Annotated in this window: 13 protein-coding genes and 2 pseudogenes; 8 read left to right on the top strand and 7 right to left on the bottom strand. The window is 60.4% G+C overall.

Translation table 11 applies throughout. The features are described from left to right. The first annotated feature begins 29 nt into the window (after positions 1-29). The 7 genes and pseudogenes from JFU47_RS05640 (at position 30) to JFU47_RS05610 (ending at position 5,843) form a co-directional block, all read left to right on the top strand. Complete coding sequence (locus JFU47_RS05640) at positions 30-692, top strand: amino acid ABC transporter permease (protein ID WP_008015908.1); 663 nt, start codon at positions 30-32, stop codon at positions 690-692. A gap of 10 nt (positions 693-702) precedes the next feature. Next, positions 703-1,365 carry an amino acid ABC transporter permease gene (locus JFU47_RS05635; RefSeq protein ID WP_140682616.1) on the top strand — a complete coding sequence of 221 codons (663 nt, stop codon included), beginning with the start codon at positions 703-705 and terminating at the stop codon, positions 1,363-1,365. Then, the gene (locus tag JFU47_RS05630) at positions 1,362-2,174 is read left to right on the top strand and encodes an amino acid ABC transporter ATP-binding protein (protein WP_201181722.1); all 813 of its coding nucleotides are present in this window, start codon (positions 1,362-1,364) and stop codon (positions 2,172-2,174) included. The genes JFU47_RS05635 and JFU47_RS05630 overlap by 4 nt, the downstream gene beginning before the upstream one ends. A 41-nt stretch (positions 2,175-2,215) precedes the next feature. Continuing rightward, positions 2,216-2,604, top strand: a pseudogene (locus tag JFU47_RS05625) (RidA family protein). A gap of 143 nt (positions 2,605-2,747) precedes the next feature. After that, entirely contained in the window at positions 2,748-3,512 is a 765-nt protein-coding gene (locus tag JFU47_RS05620) for an IclR family transcriptional regulator (protein ID WP_201181720.1), read from the top strand. A gap of 39 nt (positions 3,513-3,551) precedes the next feature. Beyond that, positions 3,552-4,769: an amino acid deaminase gene (locus JFU47_RS05615; RefSeq protein ID WP_201181719.1), complete on the top strand. Its 1,218-nt coding sequence runs from the start codon at positions 3,552-3,554 to the stop codon at positions 4,767-4,769. A gap of 140 nt (positions 4,770-4,909) precedes the next feature. Continuing rightward, positions 4,910-5,843, top strand: a pseudogene (locus tag JFU47_RS05610) (sugar kinase). A gap of 124 nt (positions 5,844-5,967) precedes the next feature. On the opposite strand, the gene JFU47_RS05605 reads toward JFU47_RS05610, so the two are convergent. Together JFU47_RS05605 and JFU47_RS05600 are read right to left on the bottom strand one after the other, a co-directional pair. Continuing rightward, on the bottom strand, positions 5,968-6,243 hold the full coding sequence (locus JFU47_RS05605; RefSeq protein ID WP_007898282.1) for a peptidylprolyl isomerase: 276 nt from the start codon (positions 6,241-6,243) through the stop codon (positions 5,968-5,970). A 66-nt stretch (positions 6,244-6,309) separates the two neighbouring features. Beyond that, positions 6,310-8,847: a PAS domain-containing hybrid sensor histidine kinase/response regulator gene (locus JFU47_RS05600; RefSeq protein ID WP_140682602.1), complete on the bottom strand. Its 2,538-nt coding sequence runs from the start codon at positions 8,845-8,847 to the stop codon at positions 6,310-6,312. A 120-nt stretch (positions 8,848-8,967) separates the two neighbouring features. Here JFU47_RS05600 and JFU47_RS05595 point away from each other — a divergent pair, with 120 nt between their 5' ends. Next, positions 8,968-10,077: a PilT/PilU family type 4a pilus ATPase gene (locus tag JFU47_RS05595; RefSeq protein WP_201181717.1), complete on the top strand. Its 1,110-nt coding sequence runs from the start codon at positions 8,968-8,970 to the stop codon at positions 10,075-10,077. A 115-nt stretch (positions 10,078-10,192) separates the two neighbouring features. Here the strand turns inward: JFU47_RS05595 and JFU47_RS05590 are convergent, their stop codons facing one another. The 5 genes from JFU47_RS05590 to JFU47_RS05570 form a co-directional block, all read right to left on the bottom strand. Further along, on the bottom strand, positions 10,193-12,148 hold the full coding sequence (locus JFU47_RS05590; RefSeq protein WP_201181715.1) for an acetoacetate--CoA ligase: 1,956 nt from the start codon (positions 12,146-12,148) through the stop codon (positions 10,193-10,195). A gap of 156 nt (positions 12,149-12,304) precedes the next feature. Next, on the bottom strand, positions 12,305-13,090 hold the full coding sequence (locus JFU47_RS05585) for a 3-hydroxybutyrate dehydrogenase (protein WP_201181712.1): 786 nt from the start codon (positions 13,088-13,090) through the stop codon (positions 12,305-12,307). A 7-nt stretch (positions 13,091-13,097) separates the two neighbouring features. Next, entirely contained in the window at positions 13,098-14,489 is a 1,392-nt protein-coding gene (locus tag JFU47_RS05580; protein ID WP_201181710.1) for a GntP family permease, read from the bottom strand. Positions 14,490-14,774: 285 nt separating this feature from the next. After that, entirely contained in the window at positions 14,775-16,190 is a 1,416-nt protein-coding gene (locus JFU47_RS05575) for a sigma-54 interaction domain-containing protein (RefSeq protein ID WP_201181708.1), read from the bottom strand. After that, positions 16,187-17,770 (bottom strand): ABC transporter ATP-binding protein, encoded by a 1,584-nt coding sequence (locus tag JFU47_RS05570; RefSeq protein ID WP_201181707.1) that lies wholly within the window; start codon positions 17,768-17,770, stop codon positions 16,187-16,189. Before JFU47_RS05570 ends, JFU47_RS05575 begins: the two co-directional genes overlap by 4 nt. Between the last annotated feature and the right edge of the window lie 22 nt (positions 17,771-17,792).

Here is a 17,792-nt window from a genome sequence, read left to right as displayed (position 1 = left end):
AAATCGCCCCGTTCAAGGTACCGCTGACCATGAACTATCAGTTGAATTTTGCCGCCGTGTGGCGCGATTTCGACACCTTGCTGGCGGGGCTCGGTCTGGGCCTCGAACTGGCGCTGGTGTCGATCGCCATCGGCTGCGTGATCGGCCTGATGATGGCGTTTGCTTTGCTCTCAAAGCACCGCGCGTTGCGGGTGCTGGCGTCGGTGTATGTGACGGTGATCCGTAACACGCCGATTCTGGTGTTGATTCTGTTGATCTACTTCGCCTTGCCGAGCCTGGGGATTCGTCTGGACAAGATCCCGTCGTTCATCATCACCCTGTCGCTGTATGCAGGGGCGTATCTGACCGAAGTGTTTCGCGGCGGGTTGTTGAGCATTCCCAAGGGGCAGCGCGAAGCCGGGTTGGCGATTGGTCTGGGCGAATGGCAGGTCAAGGCGTACGTCACCGTGCCGGTGATGCTGCGCAATGTGCTGCCGGCCCTGTCGAACAACTTCATTTCGCTGTTCAAGGACACCTCGCTGGCCGCGGCGATTGCCGTGCCGGAGCTGACCTATTACGCGCGCAAGATCAATGTCGAGAGCTACCGGGTGATTGAAACCTGGCTGGTGACCACCGCGCTCTATGTGGCGGCCTGTTACCTCATTGCCATGATGCTGCGTTACCTCGAGCAGCGTCTGGCGATTCGCCGATAGGAGGCCCCACATGTACGAATCCCCCAGTTGGTTGCATGAGTTATGGGTTGCCCGGGAAGTGCTGTGGCAAGGCTTTTTGACCAGCGTGCAGGTCTCGGCCCTGGCGATTCTGTTGGGCACGATGGTCGGCATCGTCGCCGGTCTGGTGCTGACGTACGGCAAGTTCTGGATGCGCGCGCCGTTTCGTTTTTACGTCGACCTGATTCGTGGCACGCCGGTGTTTGTGTTGGTGCTCGCCTGCTTCTATATGGCGCCTGCATTGGGCTGGCAGATCAGTGCCTTTCAGGCCGGTGCGTTGGGGCTGACGCTGTTTTGCGGCTCCCACGTCGCCGAGATCGTGCGTGGCGCGTTGCAAGCGCTGCCCAGTGGTCAGATGGAAGCGAGCAAGGCCATTGGCTTGACGTTCTTTCAGTCTTTGGGCTACGTGTTGTTGCCTCAGGCGTTGCGGCAGATCTTGCCGACCTGGGTCAACTCGTCCACCGAGATCGTCAAGGCTTCGACGCTGTTGTCGGTGATCGGTGTGGCCGAATTGTTGCTCAGTACGCAGCAGATCATCGCCCGGACCTTCATGACCCTCGAGTTTTACCTGTTCGCCGGATTTCTGTTTTTCGTCATCAACTACGCCATCGAATTACTCGGCCGGCACATTGAAAAGCGGGTGGCCTTGCCATGACTCAATCTCAGCTCTCTAACGCAAAAGACGCCAGGGCTCAAAACGATCAGCCCCTGCTGGACATTCGCGGGTTGCACAAAAAGTACGGCCAGCTCGAAGTGCTCAAGGGCGTCGACTTGACCATGCAGCGCGGCAACGTGGTGACGCTGATCGGTTCCAGCGGCTCGGGCAAGACCACGCTGCTGCGTTGCGTGAACATGCTCGAAGAGTTCCAGGGCGGACAGATCATGCTCGATGGCGAGTCCATCGGTTATGACGAGGTCAACGGCAAGCGCGTGCGTCACCCGGAAAAAGTCATCGCCCGGCATCGGGCCATGACCGGCATGGCGTTCCAGCAGTTCAACCTGTTTCCGCACCTCACGGCGTTGCAGAACGTCACCCTCGGTTTGCTCAAGGTCAAAAAGTTGCCCAAGGATGAAGCGGTGGCCCTGGCGGAAAAATGGCTGGAGCGGGTCGGCTTGCTGGAACGCCGCGATCACTTCCCCGGTCAGTTGTCCGGCGGTCAACAGCAGCGCGTGGCGATTGCCCGGGCAATTGCGATGAACCCGAGCCTGATGCTGTTCGACGAAGTCACTTCGGCCCTCGATCCGGAATTGGTAGGCGAAGTACTGAGCGTGATCAAAGGCCTGGCCGAGGACGGCATGACCATGCTGTTGGTGACCCACGAAATGCGCTTCGCTTTCGAGGTCTCGGACAAAATCGTTTTCATGAATCAGGGGCGGATTGAGGAGCAGGGGCCACCCAAGGAACTGTTCGAACGCCCGCAATCACCGCGTCTGGCGGAGTTTCTCAAGAACACGCGGTTCTGATTTTTTCAAAGAATTTCACTTTTCAATCAGGAGAAACACTCATGAGCATTACTCGTTACGGCACCGGCAGCACCGCCGGTGGCGGCCAACCCGTCCTTTCGCCCGCGCCGTTGAAGCCGATGGCTGGCTGCATGTGTCCGGGCAAGTACCGGCGCTGGATGGCGAAATCATTGTGGGTGGCATCGTCGAACAGACTCACCAGACCATGAAGAATTTGATCGCCATTCTCGAAGAGGCTGGTTACGGCCTGGAAGACGTGGTGCGCGCCGGCGTGTGGCTGGAAGACCCGCGGGATTTCTGGAGTTTCAACAAGGTGTTTTCCGAATATTTCAAAAGCGAACACGCACCGGCCCGGGCCTGTGTGCAGGCGAACATGATGGTCGATTGCAAGGTCGAAATCGACTGCATCGCGTACAAGAAAAAGGCCTGAACCGCGGTGAATGCTTCGCGAGCAGGCTCGCTCCCACATTTGGATCGCGTTCCCCTGTGGGAGCGAGCCTGCTCGCGAAAGCGGCCTAACAGTCACCGCTGCACTCTGGTTAAACTCCCGGCACTTTTATGGGAACCAATGAAATGACCGAAGACACCATCAAGCGCCGGGCTCGCGGTCTGGACCGGGCGTTCGATATCCTCGAATTTCTCAAGGAAGTCGGCAAGCCCCTGCGCCCGAACGAAATCGCCAGCGGCATCGGCAGCCCGAAATCCACGGTCTATGAATTGGTTGCCTCCCTGCTGGAGCGACGGATTCTGGAGACCGTGGGCAAGGACGGTCACGTCTACCTAGGCCGTCAGCTGTACTTCCTCGGGCAAGCGCATTTACGCCATTTCGACCTGACCCGCGAGGCCGATCATGCCTTGCAGGAGATCGTCAGCCAGACCCGCGAAACCGCGCAGATGTGCCTGCTCAACGGACGAAAATATACCGTGGCCTTGATGAAAGAGGGCGAGCGGCATTTCCGCATTTCCTCGGACATCGGCGAGAACGCGCCGATCCCCTGGACCGCTTCCGGGCGTCTGCTGCTGACGCACTTGAGCGACCAGGAAATCGTCGACCTGATCGACCACGACGACTTCATCCTGCCCGGCGGCGAACGCTTGCCGCTTGAACAGTTTCTCGGTGAAATCCGTCAGGCCGCTATCGATGGCTTCTTCTCTTTCGATAGCGTTGCCGACACCTTTACCCATTGCTTTGCCGCCCCGGTGAAAGACCCGAACGGCGTGGCCATTGCGACCCTGTGTATCGTCGCCCCACGGGCGGATGCCAAGAACAATTACAACGACTATCGCCGGGTGCTGATTGACAGCGCCAACAGCCTGGCCCGTCGCATCAACGAATAACAGCGGCTGCCTGCGGCCGCGAATGTGAGGAGTTCGACCATGTTTTCTGCCAAAAATACTGCCACCGTGGAAAAGGGCTTTGCCCATACAGGCGCCAATCTGGTGCGCGACGTCAGCCTGCCTGCGCTGGTGCTGCACCGCGAAGCGCTGGAACACAACATTCGCTGGATGCAGGACTTTGTCAGCAACAGCGGTGCCGAACTCGCCCCCCACGGCAAAACCAGCATGACCCCGGCGCTGTTTCGCCGCCAACTGGACGCCGGTGCCTGGGGCATCACCCTGGCCAGCGCCACGCAAACCCGCGCGGCTTACGCCCATGGCGTGCATCGGGTGCTGATGGCCAACCAATTGGTCGGTACGCCGAACATGGCGTTGATCGCCGATCTGCTGACGGACCCGACTTTCGACTTCCATTGCATGGTCGATCACCCGGACAACGTCGCTGACCTCGGCGCGTATTTCGCCTCCCGCGGTGTGCGCTTGAACGTGATGATCGAGTACGGCGTGGTCGGCGGTCGTTGCGGTTGCCGCACGGAAGACGAAGTGGTCGCGCTGGCCAAAGCCATTGCTGCACAACCGGCCCTGGCGCTGACCGGGATCGAAGGATACGAAGGGGTGATTCACGGCGATCACGCGGTGAGCGGCATCCGTGCGTTCGCTGATTCTCTGGTGCGCCTGGCCGTGCAATTGCAGGACAGCGGCGCGTTCGCCATTCCCAAGCCGATCATCACCGCGTCGGGTTCGGCCTGGTATGACCTGATCGCTGAATCCTTCGAAGCGCAGAACGCCAGCGGGCGTTTCCTCAGCGTGCTGCGTCCCGGCAGCTACGTCGCTCACGACCATGGCATCTATAAAGAAGCGCAATGCTGCGTGCTCGATCGCCGCAGCGACCTGCACGAAGGCCTGCGCCCGGCGCTGGAAGTCTGGGCTCACGTGCAGTCGTTGCCGGAACCGGGCTTTGCGGTGATCGCCCTGGGTAAGCGCGACGTGGCCTACGACGCCGGGTTGCCGGTGCCGCTGTTGCGTTACAAGGCGGGCGTGGTGCCGGCGACGGGCGATGACGTCAGCGCCTGCAAGGTGACGGCAGTGATGGACCAGCATGCGTTCATGACCGTGGCGCCGGGGGTTGAATTGCGGGTGGGGGACATTATTTCCTTTGGTACTTCGCACCCGTGCCTGACGTTCGACAAGTGGCGTATCGGGTGTCTGGTGGATGAGCAGCTGAATGTCATCGAAACCATGGAAACCTGTTTCTAAGGTTTAGACCGAGGCGTGTCTATCGCGAGCAGGCTCGCTCCCACAGGGATTGTGTGAACACTGAAGATCCCATGTGGGAGCGAGCCTGCTCGCGATGAGGCCCGGCCAGACAACACCGAAACACCAGAGACCCCACAACAATGAACACCATCAACACCCTCGGCCCCAACACCCCGCGCATTGCCCTGATCGGCGAGTGCATGATCGAGTTGCAGCAACGCGCCGACGGCAGCCTGCAACAGAGTTTCGGTGGCGATACCTTGAACACGGCGGTCTACCTGTCCCGGGAGCTGGGTGAGGGCGGCACGGTGGATTACGTCACAGCCCTGGGCGACGACAGTTTCAGCGATGCGATGTGCCAGAAGCTGGGCCGAGGAAAATATCGGGCTCGGTATGGTCCAGCGCTTGCGCGGCCGATTGCCCGGCTTGTATTGCATCCAGACTGACGCTGCCGGCGAACGGCGTTTCCTTTACTGGCGCAACGAGGCGGCAGTCCGCGATTGTTTCACCACCCCAGCCGCGGCGCCGATCCTGGCGGCATTGCCGGATTACGATGTGCTGTATTTCAGTGGCATCACCCTGGCGGTACTGGGTGTGCAAGGTCGGGAGAAGTTACTGGAAACCCTGGTCGAAGCCCGGCAGCGGGATGCGCGGATCGTGTTCGACAACAACTACCGGCCACGTTTGTGGGCGTCGATCGAGGACGCACGAGCGGCCTATCGTAGCGTTCTGCCTTATGTTGACCTGGCGTTGCTGACTGTTGATGACGAGCAGGCGCTGTTTCATTTTTCCGATTGCGCGGCGGTGTTTGCCGCTTACGAGCAGATTGGCACGCCTGAAGTGGTACTCAAGCGTGGCGCCGAGGCGTGTCTGATTCGTTGTGATGGCGCGTCGGTTGAAGTGCCGGCGCAGGTGGTCGAGCGGGTGGTGGACACCACGGCGGCGGGGGATTCGTTCAGCGCCGCGTACCTGGCCAGTAGGCTCAAGGGCGGCAGCCCGGTTGAGGCGGCTGAAGCGGGGCATCGCTTGGCGAGTCGGGTGATTCAGGTGCCGGGAGCTTTAATTCCAAGGTAAGCGGAGGATGGCCGCTGGCTGCGCCATCGGTTCGCGAGCAGGCTCGCTCCCACAAGGAAATTGCGAACAACGCAGATCCAATGTGGGAGCGAGCCTGCTCGCGAAGGGGCCTTCAGCCAACCGATCAATCCCGGTAAAACACCTGCACCAGGTGATAGCCGAACTTGCTCTTGATCGGACCATGCACAACCCGCAAAGGTTTTTTGAAAATCACGGCATCGATAACCCCAACCATCTGCCCGGGCCGCACTTCACCCAAGTCGCCGCCGCGCTTGCCGGACGGGCAGGTGGAATACTTCTTGGCCAGCACATCGAAGGCTTCGCCTTTGGCGATGCGTTGTTTGAGCTGTTCGGCTTCTTCCGAGGTTTTCACCAGAATATGGCGGGCTTGAGCTTTCATGGGCAGTACCTTGCAACGGTGGTGGCTATGTGGGTGCCAGCGGGGGGCGCGCGATTATGCCCTAACTCAGTCCGGTTGACCGATCATCGCGCGAATCTTGTTGGCCAACAGGTCAATGGAAAAGGGCTTGGCCACCATGTCCATGCCTTCTTCCAGGAAACCCTGGCGCTCGGCGGCTTTTTCCGCGTAACCGGTCATGAACAGCACTTTGAGTTCGGGGCGATGCTGGCGCGCAATCTCCGCCAGTTGCCGACCGTTCATCCCCGGGAGCCCGACATCGGTGACCAGCAAATCGACCCGCAGGTCGGACTCCAGCAGGGGCAGGGCAGTCTTCGCGTCTTGGGCTTCATGGGCGTGGTAACCCAGCTCGTTGAGCAGGTCGAGCACCAGCATGCGCACCGCCGGATCGTCCTCCACCAACACCACGGTTTCACCGGCAATCGCGGCCGGCGCTACGCTGGTGACCGGCATCAGGATGTTTTCGGGCTCTGCGGCGTGCAGCCGCGGCAGGTACAGACGAACGCTGGTGCCCTGGCCCGGCAAGCTGAACAGGCTGACATGACCGCCTGACTGCTGGGCAAAACCATAGATCATCGACAACCCAAGACCGGTGCCCTGGCCGATGGGTTTGGTGGTGAAGAATGGGTCGAAAGCCTTGGCCAGCACCGACGGTGTCATGCCGGTACCGTTGTCGCTGACGGCAATCATCAGATAATCCCCGGCCTTGATCGGTTCCAGGGTGTTGATATCACTGCTGTCGAGGTAAACGTTGGCGGTTTCAATCCGCAACTCGCCGCCATCGGGCATGGCGTCCCGGGCGTTGATCACCAGATTGAGCAGGGCATTTTCCAGCTGGCTGACGTCGGTGCTGACCGGCCAGACGTCATCGGCCAGTTGCAGTTTGAGCTCGATGTGGTCGCCCTTGGTCCGACTGAGCAGATCTTCCAGGGAATGGATCAGATCATTGGCGTTCAGCGGCTTGCGGTCCAGTGACTGACGCCGGGAAAACGCCAGCAGGCGATGGGTCAGGGCGGCGGCGCGGTAGGCCGAGGACACTGCCGCCTCGGTGAAACGGCCCACCTCGGCGACGCGCCCGTCGGCGATGTAGCGCTGCATCAAATCGAGGCTGCCGATGATCCCGGTGAGCATATTGTTGAAGTCATGGGCGATGCCGCCGGTGAGCTGGCCGAGCGCTTCCATCTTCTGCGCATGGCGCAACGCCTCTTCGGCGCGTTCGCGTTCGAACATCTCGTTCTGCAGTCGCTGGTTGGCTTCAGCCAATTGTTGGGTGCGGGCGGCGACCCGTTCCTCAAGGGTTTCGTTGAGATTGCGCAGGGCTTCTTCGGTCTGTTTGCGCTCGGTTTCGTCAATCACAAAGATATAGAATCCATTGACCGCACCATCCGCGCTGTGGCGCGGCAAGTAGTTCATCAGGGCCTGGCGGATGCTGCCGTCACGGTGCGGGGTGCTGATGCTGAAACAACAAGGCTTGCCGGACAGTGCCTGGGCGATGTGTTCGGCGCGCAAGGCATAGGCTTCTTCACCCAGTACTTCACGGATGGTTTTGCCAAAGAGCTCCTGAGGCGTCAGCCCGTACCAGTCGAGGTAGGCCGCATTGTTCAGGCGAAAGCGTTCCTCGCGGTCCACGTAGCTGATCAGGATCGGCATGGCGTTGATGATCAGTTGCAGCTCGGTCTGGCTTTGCCGCAAGGCTTGTTCTGTGTGTTTACGTTCGGTCAGGTCCAGGGCGGCGCCGAGGAAGCGGATCGGCCGGCCATGGTGGTCCTTGTAGCAACGACCCCGGGCAAACACCCAGCGCAGCTGACCGTCGGCCTGCAGCAGGCGATATTCCTCGGCGTACTCGGTGCCGTGGGTGATGGAGTGCTTGATGCTGCGGGCGACCATGGCGCGGTCTTCCGGGTGCACCCCCTGAAGGTAGGCGCTGATGGGCAACTGATTGGCGAGCAGCGGGTCGATACCGTGTAACTGGGCGAAGTGGGTGTCGGCAATGAAGCGGTCTTCGTTGATGTCCCAGTCCCAGGTGCCGACGGCGTCGGTGGCCGCGAGCGCAAGTTGCAGGCGCTCCTCGGTTTCGTGCTGGGCCTTGAGGCTCGCAGCCGAACGCTGCTCGAGTTCGAGGGCGATGCGTCGGCGTTCGTTGGTTTCGATGGCCGTCACCAGAATCCCGGCGACCTGGGCGCTTTCATCGCGGATGGGGCTGTAGGTCAGGTCCAGCCAGAAGTCGGAATCATGGCCATTACGCTGCAAGGTGAAGCGCTGTTCGCTGTAGGTCCGCACCTGTCCTTGTAGGACGGCGCTGTAAATGGGGTCGGTAAAGTCTTTTAACTCTGGCCAGATCAGGTGTGTCGGCTGTCCGAATGCGTGTGGATGCTTGCTGCCGGCCAGCAGGGCGAAGCCGTCGTTGTAGATCTGCGTGAGCTGCGGCCCCCACAGCAACAGCATGGGCATCGGCGAATGAATCACGATATCCACGGCGGTTCGCAGGCTTTGCGGCCAGGTACTGGCAGCGCCCAGCGGGCTGCGTCTCCAGTCCAGTCGGGCAATCAAGGCCTGGGCATCGCTGCCGGTCGGTGATGCGTTCATCAAGATGTCCTGCACTTAAGTCGGTGTAGCGGTGTCAACTATCCTTGTACCGCAGTAGACGCTGGATGACCCAATTTGGGTCATTTTTATTCATTGAATGCTTCGCGGGTGCTTTTTGCCATGGAAATCGATGCACTGTTAAGGCTCCTGGCCAGCCAGAATGGCTCCGATCTTTATCTGTCTACCGGTGCGCCACCCAGCGCACGGTTCGAGGGTGTGCTTAAACCCTTGGCCGATCAGCCGTACAAACCGGGTGAAATCGCGGCCATTGCCGCGTCCATCATGGACGCCGAACAGCGTCTCGAGTTCGACCGGGAGCTGGAGATGAACCTGGCGATCTCTTTGACCGGTATCGGGCGCTTTCGACTGAATATCTTCAAACAACGCAACGATGTGTCGATCGTAGCGCGCAACATCAAACTCGACATTCCGCGTTTCGAAGATCTAAAGCTGCCGTCGGTGCTGCTCGAAACGGTGATGCTCAAACAAGGACTGATGCTGTTCGTCGGCGCTACCGACTCGGGCAAGTCAACTTCGCTGGCCGCGTTGATCGACTACCGCAATCGCCACAGCAGTGGCCATATCATCACCATCGAAGACCCGGTCGAGTACATCCATCGGCACAAGAAGTCGATCATCAACCAGCGCGAGGTCGGCGTCGACACCCGCAGTTTTCACGCCGCATTGAAAAATACCCTGCGCCAGGCACCGGACGTCGTGCTGATCGGCGAAATCCGTGACCGCGAGACGATGGAGCATGCGCTGGCGTTTGCCGATACCGGTCATCTGGTTATTTCCACGCTGCATGCCCACAACGCCCATCAGGCGCTGGACCGGATCATCAACTTCTTCCCCGAAGAACGGCGGACGCAACTCCTGCATGACCTGGGCAACAACCTCAAGGCCTTCGTTTCCCAGCGATTGGTGCATACCCGTGACGGTCAGCGACGGGCGGCGGTGGAAGTGATGATTGGCACGCCGACCGTCGGCGACCTGATCCGGCGCAATGAGTTTTCCGAGCTCAAAGGGATTATGGAGAAGTCTGTGGAGCTGGGGATGCAGACGTTCGACGGAGCGCTTTATGCGTTGGTCGTCGAGGGCGCGATTGACGAGGAAGAAGCGTTGAAGCATGCGGATTCGGTGAACAACTTGCGCTTGCGGCTGAAGCTGCACGCCGAAGCGTCACCGCAGCCCCATGCACCACCGGGTGAATGGGGGCTCATGGACTGACAAAGATCAAATGTGGGAGCGAGCCTGCTCGCGAAAGCGGTGTGTCAGTCGAGATCAATATTGACTGGCACATCGCTTTCGCGAGCAGGCTCACTCCCACACTAGATCCCAGCGTTCAGTCGTTGAGTTCGGGGCGGTTGCGGAACTGCTCCAATGCCTCGGGATTGGCCAAGGCATCGGTGTTTTTCACCTTCTGCCCGTGCACCACATTTCGCACGGCCAACTCGACAACCTTGCCACTGATCGTCCGTGGAATGTCCGTCACCGCGACAATCTTCGCCGGCACATGCCGCGGTGTGGTGTTCGCGCGGATGACCTGGCGGATCTGTTGTTGCAGCGCTTCGTCCAATTCGACGCCCTCGCGCAAGCGCACAAACAACACCACCCGCACGTCATCTTGCCATTGCTGACCAATGGCCACGCTGTCCAGAACCTGTGGGATTTTCTCCACCTGACGGTAGATTTCCGCGGTACCGATGCGCACGCCGCCGGGGTTGAGCACGGCGTCGGAGCGTCCGTGGATCATCATCGCGCCATGGGGCAATTGCTCCGCGTAATCGCCTTGGGCCCAGACACCGGGGAACTGACTGAAATACGAGGCGCGAAGCTTTTCCTGCTGAGGATCATTCCAAAACCCGATGGGGATTGCCGGGAAGTGCCGGGTGCACACGAGCTCACCTTTTTCGCCGATCACCGGCTGGCCGTCGTCGTTCCAGACTTCCACCGCCATGCCCAGGCTTTTGCCTTGTATCTCGCCACGGCGTACCGGTTGCAGCGGATTACTGTTCACAAAACACGAAACGATGTCGGTGCCGCCGGACATCGAGGCCAGGCACAGGTCAGGCTTGAGGTCGCGGTAGACGTAGTCGTAACTCTGCGGCGACAACGCGGAACCGGTACACAGCAGGGTTTTGAGGCTGCTCAGGTCATGGCTTTCGCGAGGTTTGATGCCGCTGCTTTCCAGGGTCGCGAGGTACTTGGGGCTGGTGCCGAAGACACTGATGCGTTCGTCGTCGATCAGGTCGATCAGGCGCTCGGGGGCGGGATGAAACGGCGAGCCGTCGTACAGCACCACCGTGCTGTCCACGGCCAGTGCCGAGACCAGCCAGTTCCACATCATCCAGCCGCACGTGGTGTAGTAGAACAACCGGTCGCCGGGGCCGAGGTCGCAATGCAATCCGTGTTCCTTGACGTGTTGCAGCAACACGCCGCCGGTGCTGTGAATGATGCATTTCGGCACGCCGGTGGTGCCGCTGGAATAGAGGATGTACAGCGGATGCGCGAAGGGCACGGGGACGAACTCCGGCTCGCCGCCCACGTCGTAGAAATCATCCCAGAGCGTCACGTTGGCCGTGGTATGGAAGTGTTCGATGCGCGCTTGCGGTCGGGCGTAAGGCACGACAATCAACTGCTGCAAGGATGGCAAGCGTTCGAGGATTTCATTGACCTTGGCGGTCTGGTCGATGTCCTTGCCGGCATAGCGGTAACCGGCGCAGGTGATCAGCACTTTCGGCTCGATCTGGCCGAAGCGATCGATTACGCCCTGGGTGCCGAAGTCCGGTGAGGAGCAGGACCAGATCGCCCCCAGGCTGGTGGTGGCGAGCATGGCCACCAGGGTTTGCCAGGTATTGGGCATGCACGCCGCGACGCGGTCACCGAGGCCGACACCGGCGGCTTTCAAACTGTTCTGAAACCCTGCGACATGCTCAGCCAGTTCGGCCCAGGTCAGGTGTTCACGCTGGCCGTTCTCGCCGATGGCAATGACCGCCACGGCATCGTCGCGACGGCGCATCAGGTGTTCGGCGAAGTTCAGGGTGGCGCCGGGAAACCATTGGGCGCTGGGCATTTGCGCGCCCTCAACCAGTACAGCGTCCGGTTGATCGTGGAAACGGATGTCGAAGAAATCGACGATGGCCTGCCAGAACGCTTCACGCTGATCGATGGACCATTGATGCAGGGCAGGGTAGTCGTCGACGTGGAGATTGTGTCGCTGATTGATGAAGCGCCGAAAGGCCTCCATGCGGGTTTTGCCGATGCGCTTGGCGCTGGGTTGCCAGAGGATGTCGGACATGGCTTGCCTCTTCTTGTTGTTTTCTCGTTCAGATCGTTCCCACGCTCTGCGTGGGAATGCCTCAATGGACGCTCTGCGTCCTCTTTTGGGACGCGGAGCGTCCCGGGCTGCATTCCCACGCGGAGCGTGGGAACGATCAGTGCGCGGTCCGGTGGGTTACTGCGCCAACCACCCACCATCGATATTCCACGCCGCGCCACGCACTTGGCTACCGGCTTCACTGCACAAAAACAGCACCAGTTCGCCCAATTGTGGCGGCGTCACAAACTCCAGGGAAGGCTGCTTCTCGGCCAGCAAATCATGTTGCGCCTGTTGCGGGTCGATCCCTTTGGCGATGCGATCATCAATCTGCTTTTGCACCAATGGCGTCAGCACCCAGCCCGGGCAGATGGCGTTGCAGGTGACGTTGGTGGTCGCCGTTTCCAGGCCCACCACCTTGGTCAAGCCGATGACGCCATGCTTGGCCGCAACGTAAGCCGCCTTGCCCACCGACCCGACCTGGCCATGCACCGAAGCGATGTTGATGATCCGTCCCCAACCCTTGGCGCGCATGCCCGGCAGGCTCAAACGGGTGCTGTGGAACACCGACGACAGGTTGATCGCAATGATCGAATCCCAGCGCTCTACCGGGAACTCTTCCACCGGCGCCACATGCTGGATACCGGCGTTGTTGACCAGGATGTCCACGCCGCCGAACTCACGCTCGGCGTAGGCGATCATGTCGGCGATCTGTGCCGGGTCGCTGACGTCGGCCGGGTGATGGCCAACCTTGCCACCGCTTTTGTTATTGAGCAGCTCAACCTCGGCAATCACCTTGGACGCATCACCGAAACCGTTGAGGATCAGATTGGCGCCAGCCTTGGCCAGGCTGAGGGCAATGCCCAGGCCGATGCCGCTGGTGGAACCGGTGACCAGTGCAGTCTTGCCCGAAAGAGTCGTCATGAATACCTCACACAATGCCAGTGGCGTAGAAAGTACCGATCACCACAAAAACCGCCAGGGTCTTGATCAGCGTAATACAGAAAATGTCTTTGTAGGCTTCGCGGTGGGTCAGGCCGGTCACCGCCAGCAAGGTAATCACCGCGCCGTTGTGCGGCAGGGTGTCCATGCCACCACTGGCCATCGCGGCCACCCGGTGCAGCACTTCCAGCGGGATGTTGGCGGCGTGGGCCGCTGCGATGAAGTCATTGGCCATGGCCGCCAGCGCAATGCTCATACCGCCCGACGCAGAACCGGTGATGCCGGCCAGCAGGGTTACGGTAATCGCTTCGTTGACCAGCGGATTGGGAATGCTTTTGAGCCAGTCGGCCAGCACCAGGAAGCCCGGCAAGGAGGCGATCACCGCACCAAAGCCGTACTCCGACGCGGTGTTCATCGCCGCCAGCAACGAACCGCTGACCGCGCTTCTGCTGCCTTCGGCCAACTTGCCGCGAATCGCCTGGAAGCCGAACACCAGCACCATGATGATGCCGACCAGCAACGCAGCTTGAACGGCCCAGATTGCCGTGAGTTTGGCGATGTCGGTGGTCACCGGCGCGGCCATGCCCGGCAGCGCGAGGCTGTGGGTCTTGCCGTACCACTGTGGAATCCACTGGGTAAACAGCAGGTTCATGATGCCGACAGCCAGCAGAGGCGACACAGCGATCCACGGATTTGGCAGTTTGATGTCGGCCGCGGTTTCCGGCTCGTTGCGCAGTTCGGTGCCATAACCCTCACCGGCGCGCTGAGCCTTGTTGCGCTGGCGCTGCAGAAACAGCATGCCGGTGCAGACCACGAAGATCGCGCCGATCAAGCCCAGCCAGGGCGCGGCCCAGGCGGTGGTGTTGAAGAAGGTGCTGGGAATGATGTTCTGGATCTGCGGGGTGCCGGGCAAAGCGTCCATGGTGAACGAAAAGGCACCGAGGGCGATGGTCGCCGGGATGAGACGCTTGGGAATATTGCTCTGGCGGAACATTTCAGCAGCAAACGGGTAAACCGCGAACACCACCACGAACAGCGACACGCCGCCGTAAGTCAGCAGGGCGCAGACCAGCACGATCACCAGCATCGCCTGACGGGTGCCGAGCAGGCGAATCGCCGCGGCGACGATAGAGCGCGAGAACCCCGACAGCTCAATCAGCTTGCCGAACACCGCACCGAGCAGGAACACCGGGAAATACAGTTTGATGAAGCCGACCATTTTCTCCATGAACACCCCGGTGAAGGCGGGGGCGACGGCGGAAGGGTCGGTGAGCAGAACGGCGCCGAGGGCGGCAATCGGGGCAAAGAGGATAACGCTGTAGCCACGGTAGGCCGCGAGCATTAGCAGCGTGAGAGCTGCCAAGGCAATGATCACACTCATGGTGTGTCTCCTGGATTGTTATTTTTTTAGGGTGGATCTTGGTGGGAGAGGGCTTTAGCGAGTTTCGTGCCAGAAGGTTAAGGCATTGAAATATATAGATTTTTTTCAGTTTTCATGACGCACTTGAGGTTTTCGTCTCTCTTCGGAGACGTGTGTCGATTTTGAAGGCCTCTTCGCGAGCAGGCTCGCTCCCACAGGTTGAGTGTCCAGCCTGTAGAAATGCGATCAAGTGTGGGAGCGAGCCTGCTCGCGAAGGTCTGTCTATAGGTGGAGATTTGTGTCTCGTTACAGAGACTCTGCAATCCCCAACGCCACCATTTTCTTGTACAGCGTTGACCGCCCCAGCCCCAACCGCGCCGCCGCTTCAACAACCTTCCCGCCACATTGCGCGAGGGCAGCTTCAATCAACTGTCGATCAAACCGCTCCCGAGCGGCACCAAACGTTTCATGCGCAACCGGCTCAATCGTTACAGGCGCCACGCGCTCTACCGGCGTGAATGTCCCAATCGCCGCGCGGATATCAGCGGCATTCAGCATCAGGTCATCACTGAGCAATGCCGCCCGCTCCAGCACATTGCGCAGTTCACGAATATTCCCCGGCCAGGCATGTTGACCCAGCAGTTCCAGGGCTTCGCGGTTCAATTCGTGTTGACTGCGCAACTCCTCCAGAATCGCTTCACTGAGGGCGGGCAGGTCATCGAGTCGATCACGCAGCGGCGGGACCTGGATCGGCAGCACGTTGAGGCGGTAATACAGGTCGGCGCGAAACTCGCCGCGTTTGATCGCGGCTTCCAGATCCGTGGAGGTCGCGGCAATTACCCGCACATCGCTCTGGATCACTTCGTTGGAACCCACCGGCTCAAATTCTTTCTCCTGCAGTACCCGCAGCAGTTTGCTTTGCAGTGGCAACGGCATATCACCGATTTCATCGAGAAACAGGGTGCCGCCCTGGGCGATCTGCAACTTGCCGGCACGGCCCTTGCGATCAGCACCGGTAAATGCGCCGGGCGCGGTGCCGAAGAATTCCGCTTCCAGCAACGATTCGGGAATCGCCGCGCTGTTGATGCTGACAAAGGCTTTGTGCGCGCGCGGTGAAGCGCCGTGAATCGCTTGGGCCAGCAGTTCTTTGCCGGTGCCGGTTTCACCGAGCAGCAACACCGGGGACTCGGCGCTGGCACTGCGTCGGGCGCGGCGTTTGACTTCGAGGCTGGCGGCGCTGGTGCCGATAAAGTGCGCGAAGTTGTACTTGGTTTGCCGCGCTCGCAGCAGCGAGCGGGTGGACGCCAGTTCTTCCTGCATGCTCATGTAGCGCTTGAGCATCGGCGAGAGGCTGCGCAATTCGTCGAACAGCGCAAACCCGATGGCGCCGATCACCACGCCGGCGTCGTCATGAATCGGCAGGCGCATCACCACCAGTGGTTCTTTGGGGGTGTCCTGCATGTCGAGCAGGATCGGCCGACCGGTGCGCACCACCTCGCGCAACAGACTGCCGGGGATCACACTTTCGCAGGCCTTGCCGATCGCCACTTCCGCCGATTCCAGGCCGAAGCGTCGGGCATAGCGCTCGTTCATCCAGACGATGTTCGCATCGCGGTCGACAATCACCGTGCCTTCGCTGGACTGCTCGATGATCTCGAACAACGAACGGATCGCCAGCAAACGAACGCGCTGGTAGTCCTTGAGGCTTTCGGTGGTGTTCATCGGATGGCCCCAGGATGCGCCGCCGCCAACAGCTCTTTGGTATACGGATGCTGCGGCGAATCGAACACGTCGTGGCTGGCACCGCTTTCCACCACTTTGCCGTCCTTGATCACGATCATGTCGTGAGCCAGTGCGCGCACCACTGCCAGGTCGTGGCTGATGAACAGGTAGGTCAGGCCATGTTTTTCCTGAAGTTGGCGGAGCAGGGCGACCACTTGTTTTTGCACTGTGCGATCCAGTGCCGAGGTCGGTTCGTCCAGCAGGATCAGCGCCGGCTTCAGCACCAGCGCCCGGGCGATGGCGATGCGTTGGCGTTGGCCGCCGGAAAACTCGTGCGGGTAGCGATGACGGCTTTGCGGATCAAGTCCGACTTCCACCAATGCCCGAATCACTTCGGCTTTGCATTCGTCAGCCGTCAATTGGCTATGCACCTCAAGGCCTTCACTGATGATCTGCGCCACGGACATTCGCGGGCTGAGGCTGCCGAACGGGTCCTGGAACACCACCTGCATTTTCTTGCGCCACGGCCGCAGCTGTTTTTGCGTCAGGCCGTCCAGCGCTTCACCTTGAAAGCGAATGCTGCCTTCGGAATCGAGCAAACGCAGGATCGCCTGACCCAGCGTCGATTTGCCGGAGCCGGATTCGCCCACAATACCCAGCGTCTTGCCGCGCTGAATATTCAGGCTGATGCCGTCCACGGCCTTCAGGTAAGTCTTGCGCTGAAACAGCCCGCCGCTGAGGGCGAACTGCACCCGCAAGTCATCTACCTCAAGCACGTTCTCGCGCTCGTCCCGGGGCAGGGCTTCACCTTCCGGTTCGGCATTGAGCAGCACGCAGCTGTAAGGATGTTTCGGTTCGGTAAACAATGTTTCGCAAGGGGCCTGCTCGACGATCTCGCCGGCCTTCATCACGCAGACTCGTTGGGCAATGCTGCGCACCAGATTGAGGTCGTGGCTGATCAGCAGCAGCGACATGCCAAGACGCTGTTGCAGGGATTTGAGTAGCAGCAGGATCTTGCGCTGCACCGTCACATCCAGTGCTGTGGTCGGTTCGTCGGCGATCAGCAGCTCCGGTTCGCAGGCCAGGGCCATGGCGATCATCACCCGTTGCCGTTGGCCGCCGGACAATTGATGGGGATAGGCCTTGAGCCGCTCTTTGGGTTTCTGAATGCCCACCAGATGCAGCAACTCGAGTATCCGCGTTTGCGCCGCTTTACCGGCCAGGCCCTTGTGCAGCAGCAGGGTTTCGCCGATCTGTTTTTCAATGCTGTGCAGCGGGTTGAGCGAGGTCATCGGCTCCTGGAAGATCATCGCGATGCGGTTACCCCGCAGTTCTCGCAACACCTTGGCCGGAGCGCCGACCAGCTCCTGGCCACGGTAGCGAATACTGCCCGTGGTTTCGGTGCCGGTCTCGGGCAGCAGTTGCAGGATCGAGTGAGCGGTCACCGACTTGCCGCAACCCGACTCGCCCACCAGCGCCAGGCATTCGCCGGGGCGGATGTCCAGGCACAGATTGCGCACCACGGTCTGGCCGCTGAAGGCCACGCGGAGGTCACGGATTTCGATCAGGTTGTTACTCATATCAGCCGTCCGCTTCATGATC

The sequence above is a fragment of the Pseudomonas sp. TH39(2020) genome, from assembly GCF_016650715.1.
Taxonomy (GTDB): Bacteria; Pseudomonadota; Gammaproteobacteria; order Pseudomonadales; family Pseudomonadaceae; genus Aquipseudomonas; species Aquipseudomonas mandelii_C.
This window is presented reverse-complemented; position numbering and strand designations above follow the sequence as displayed.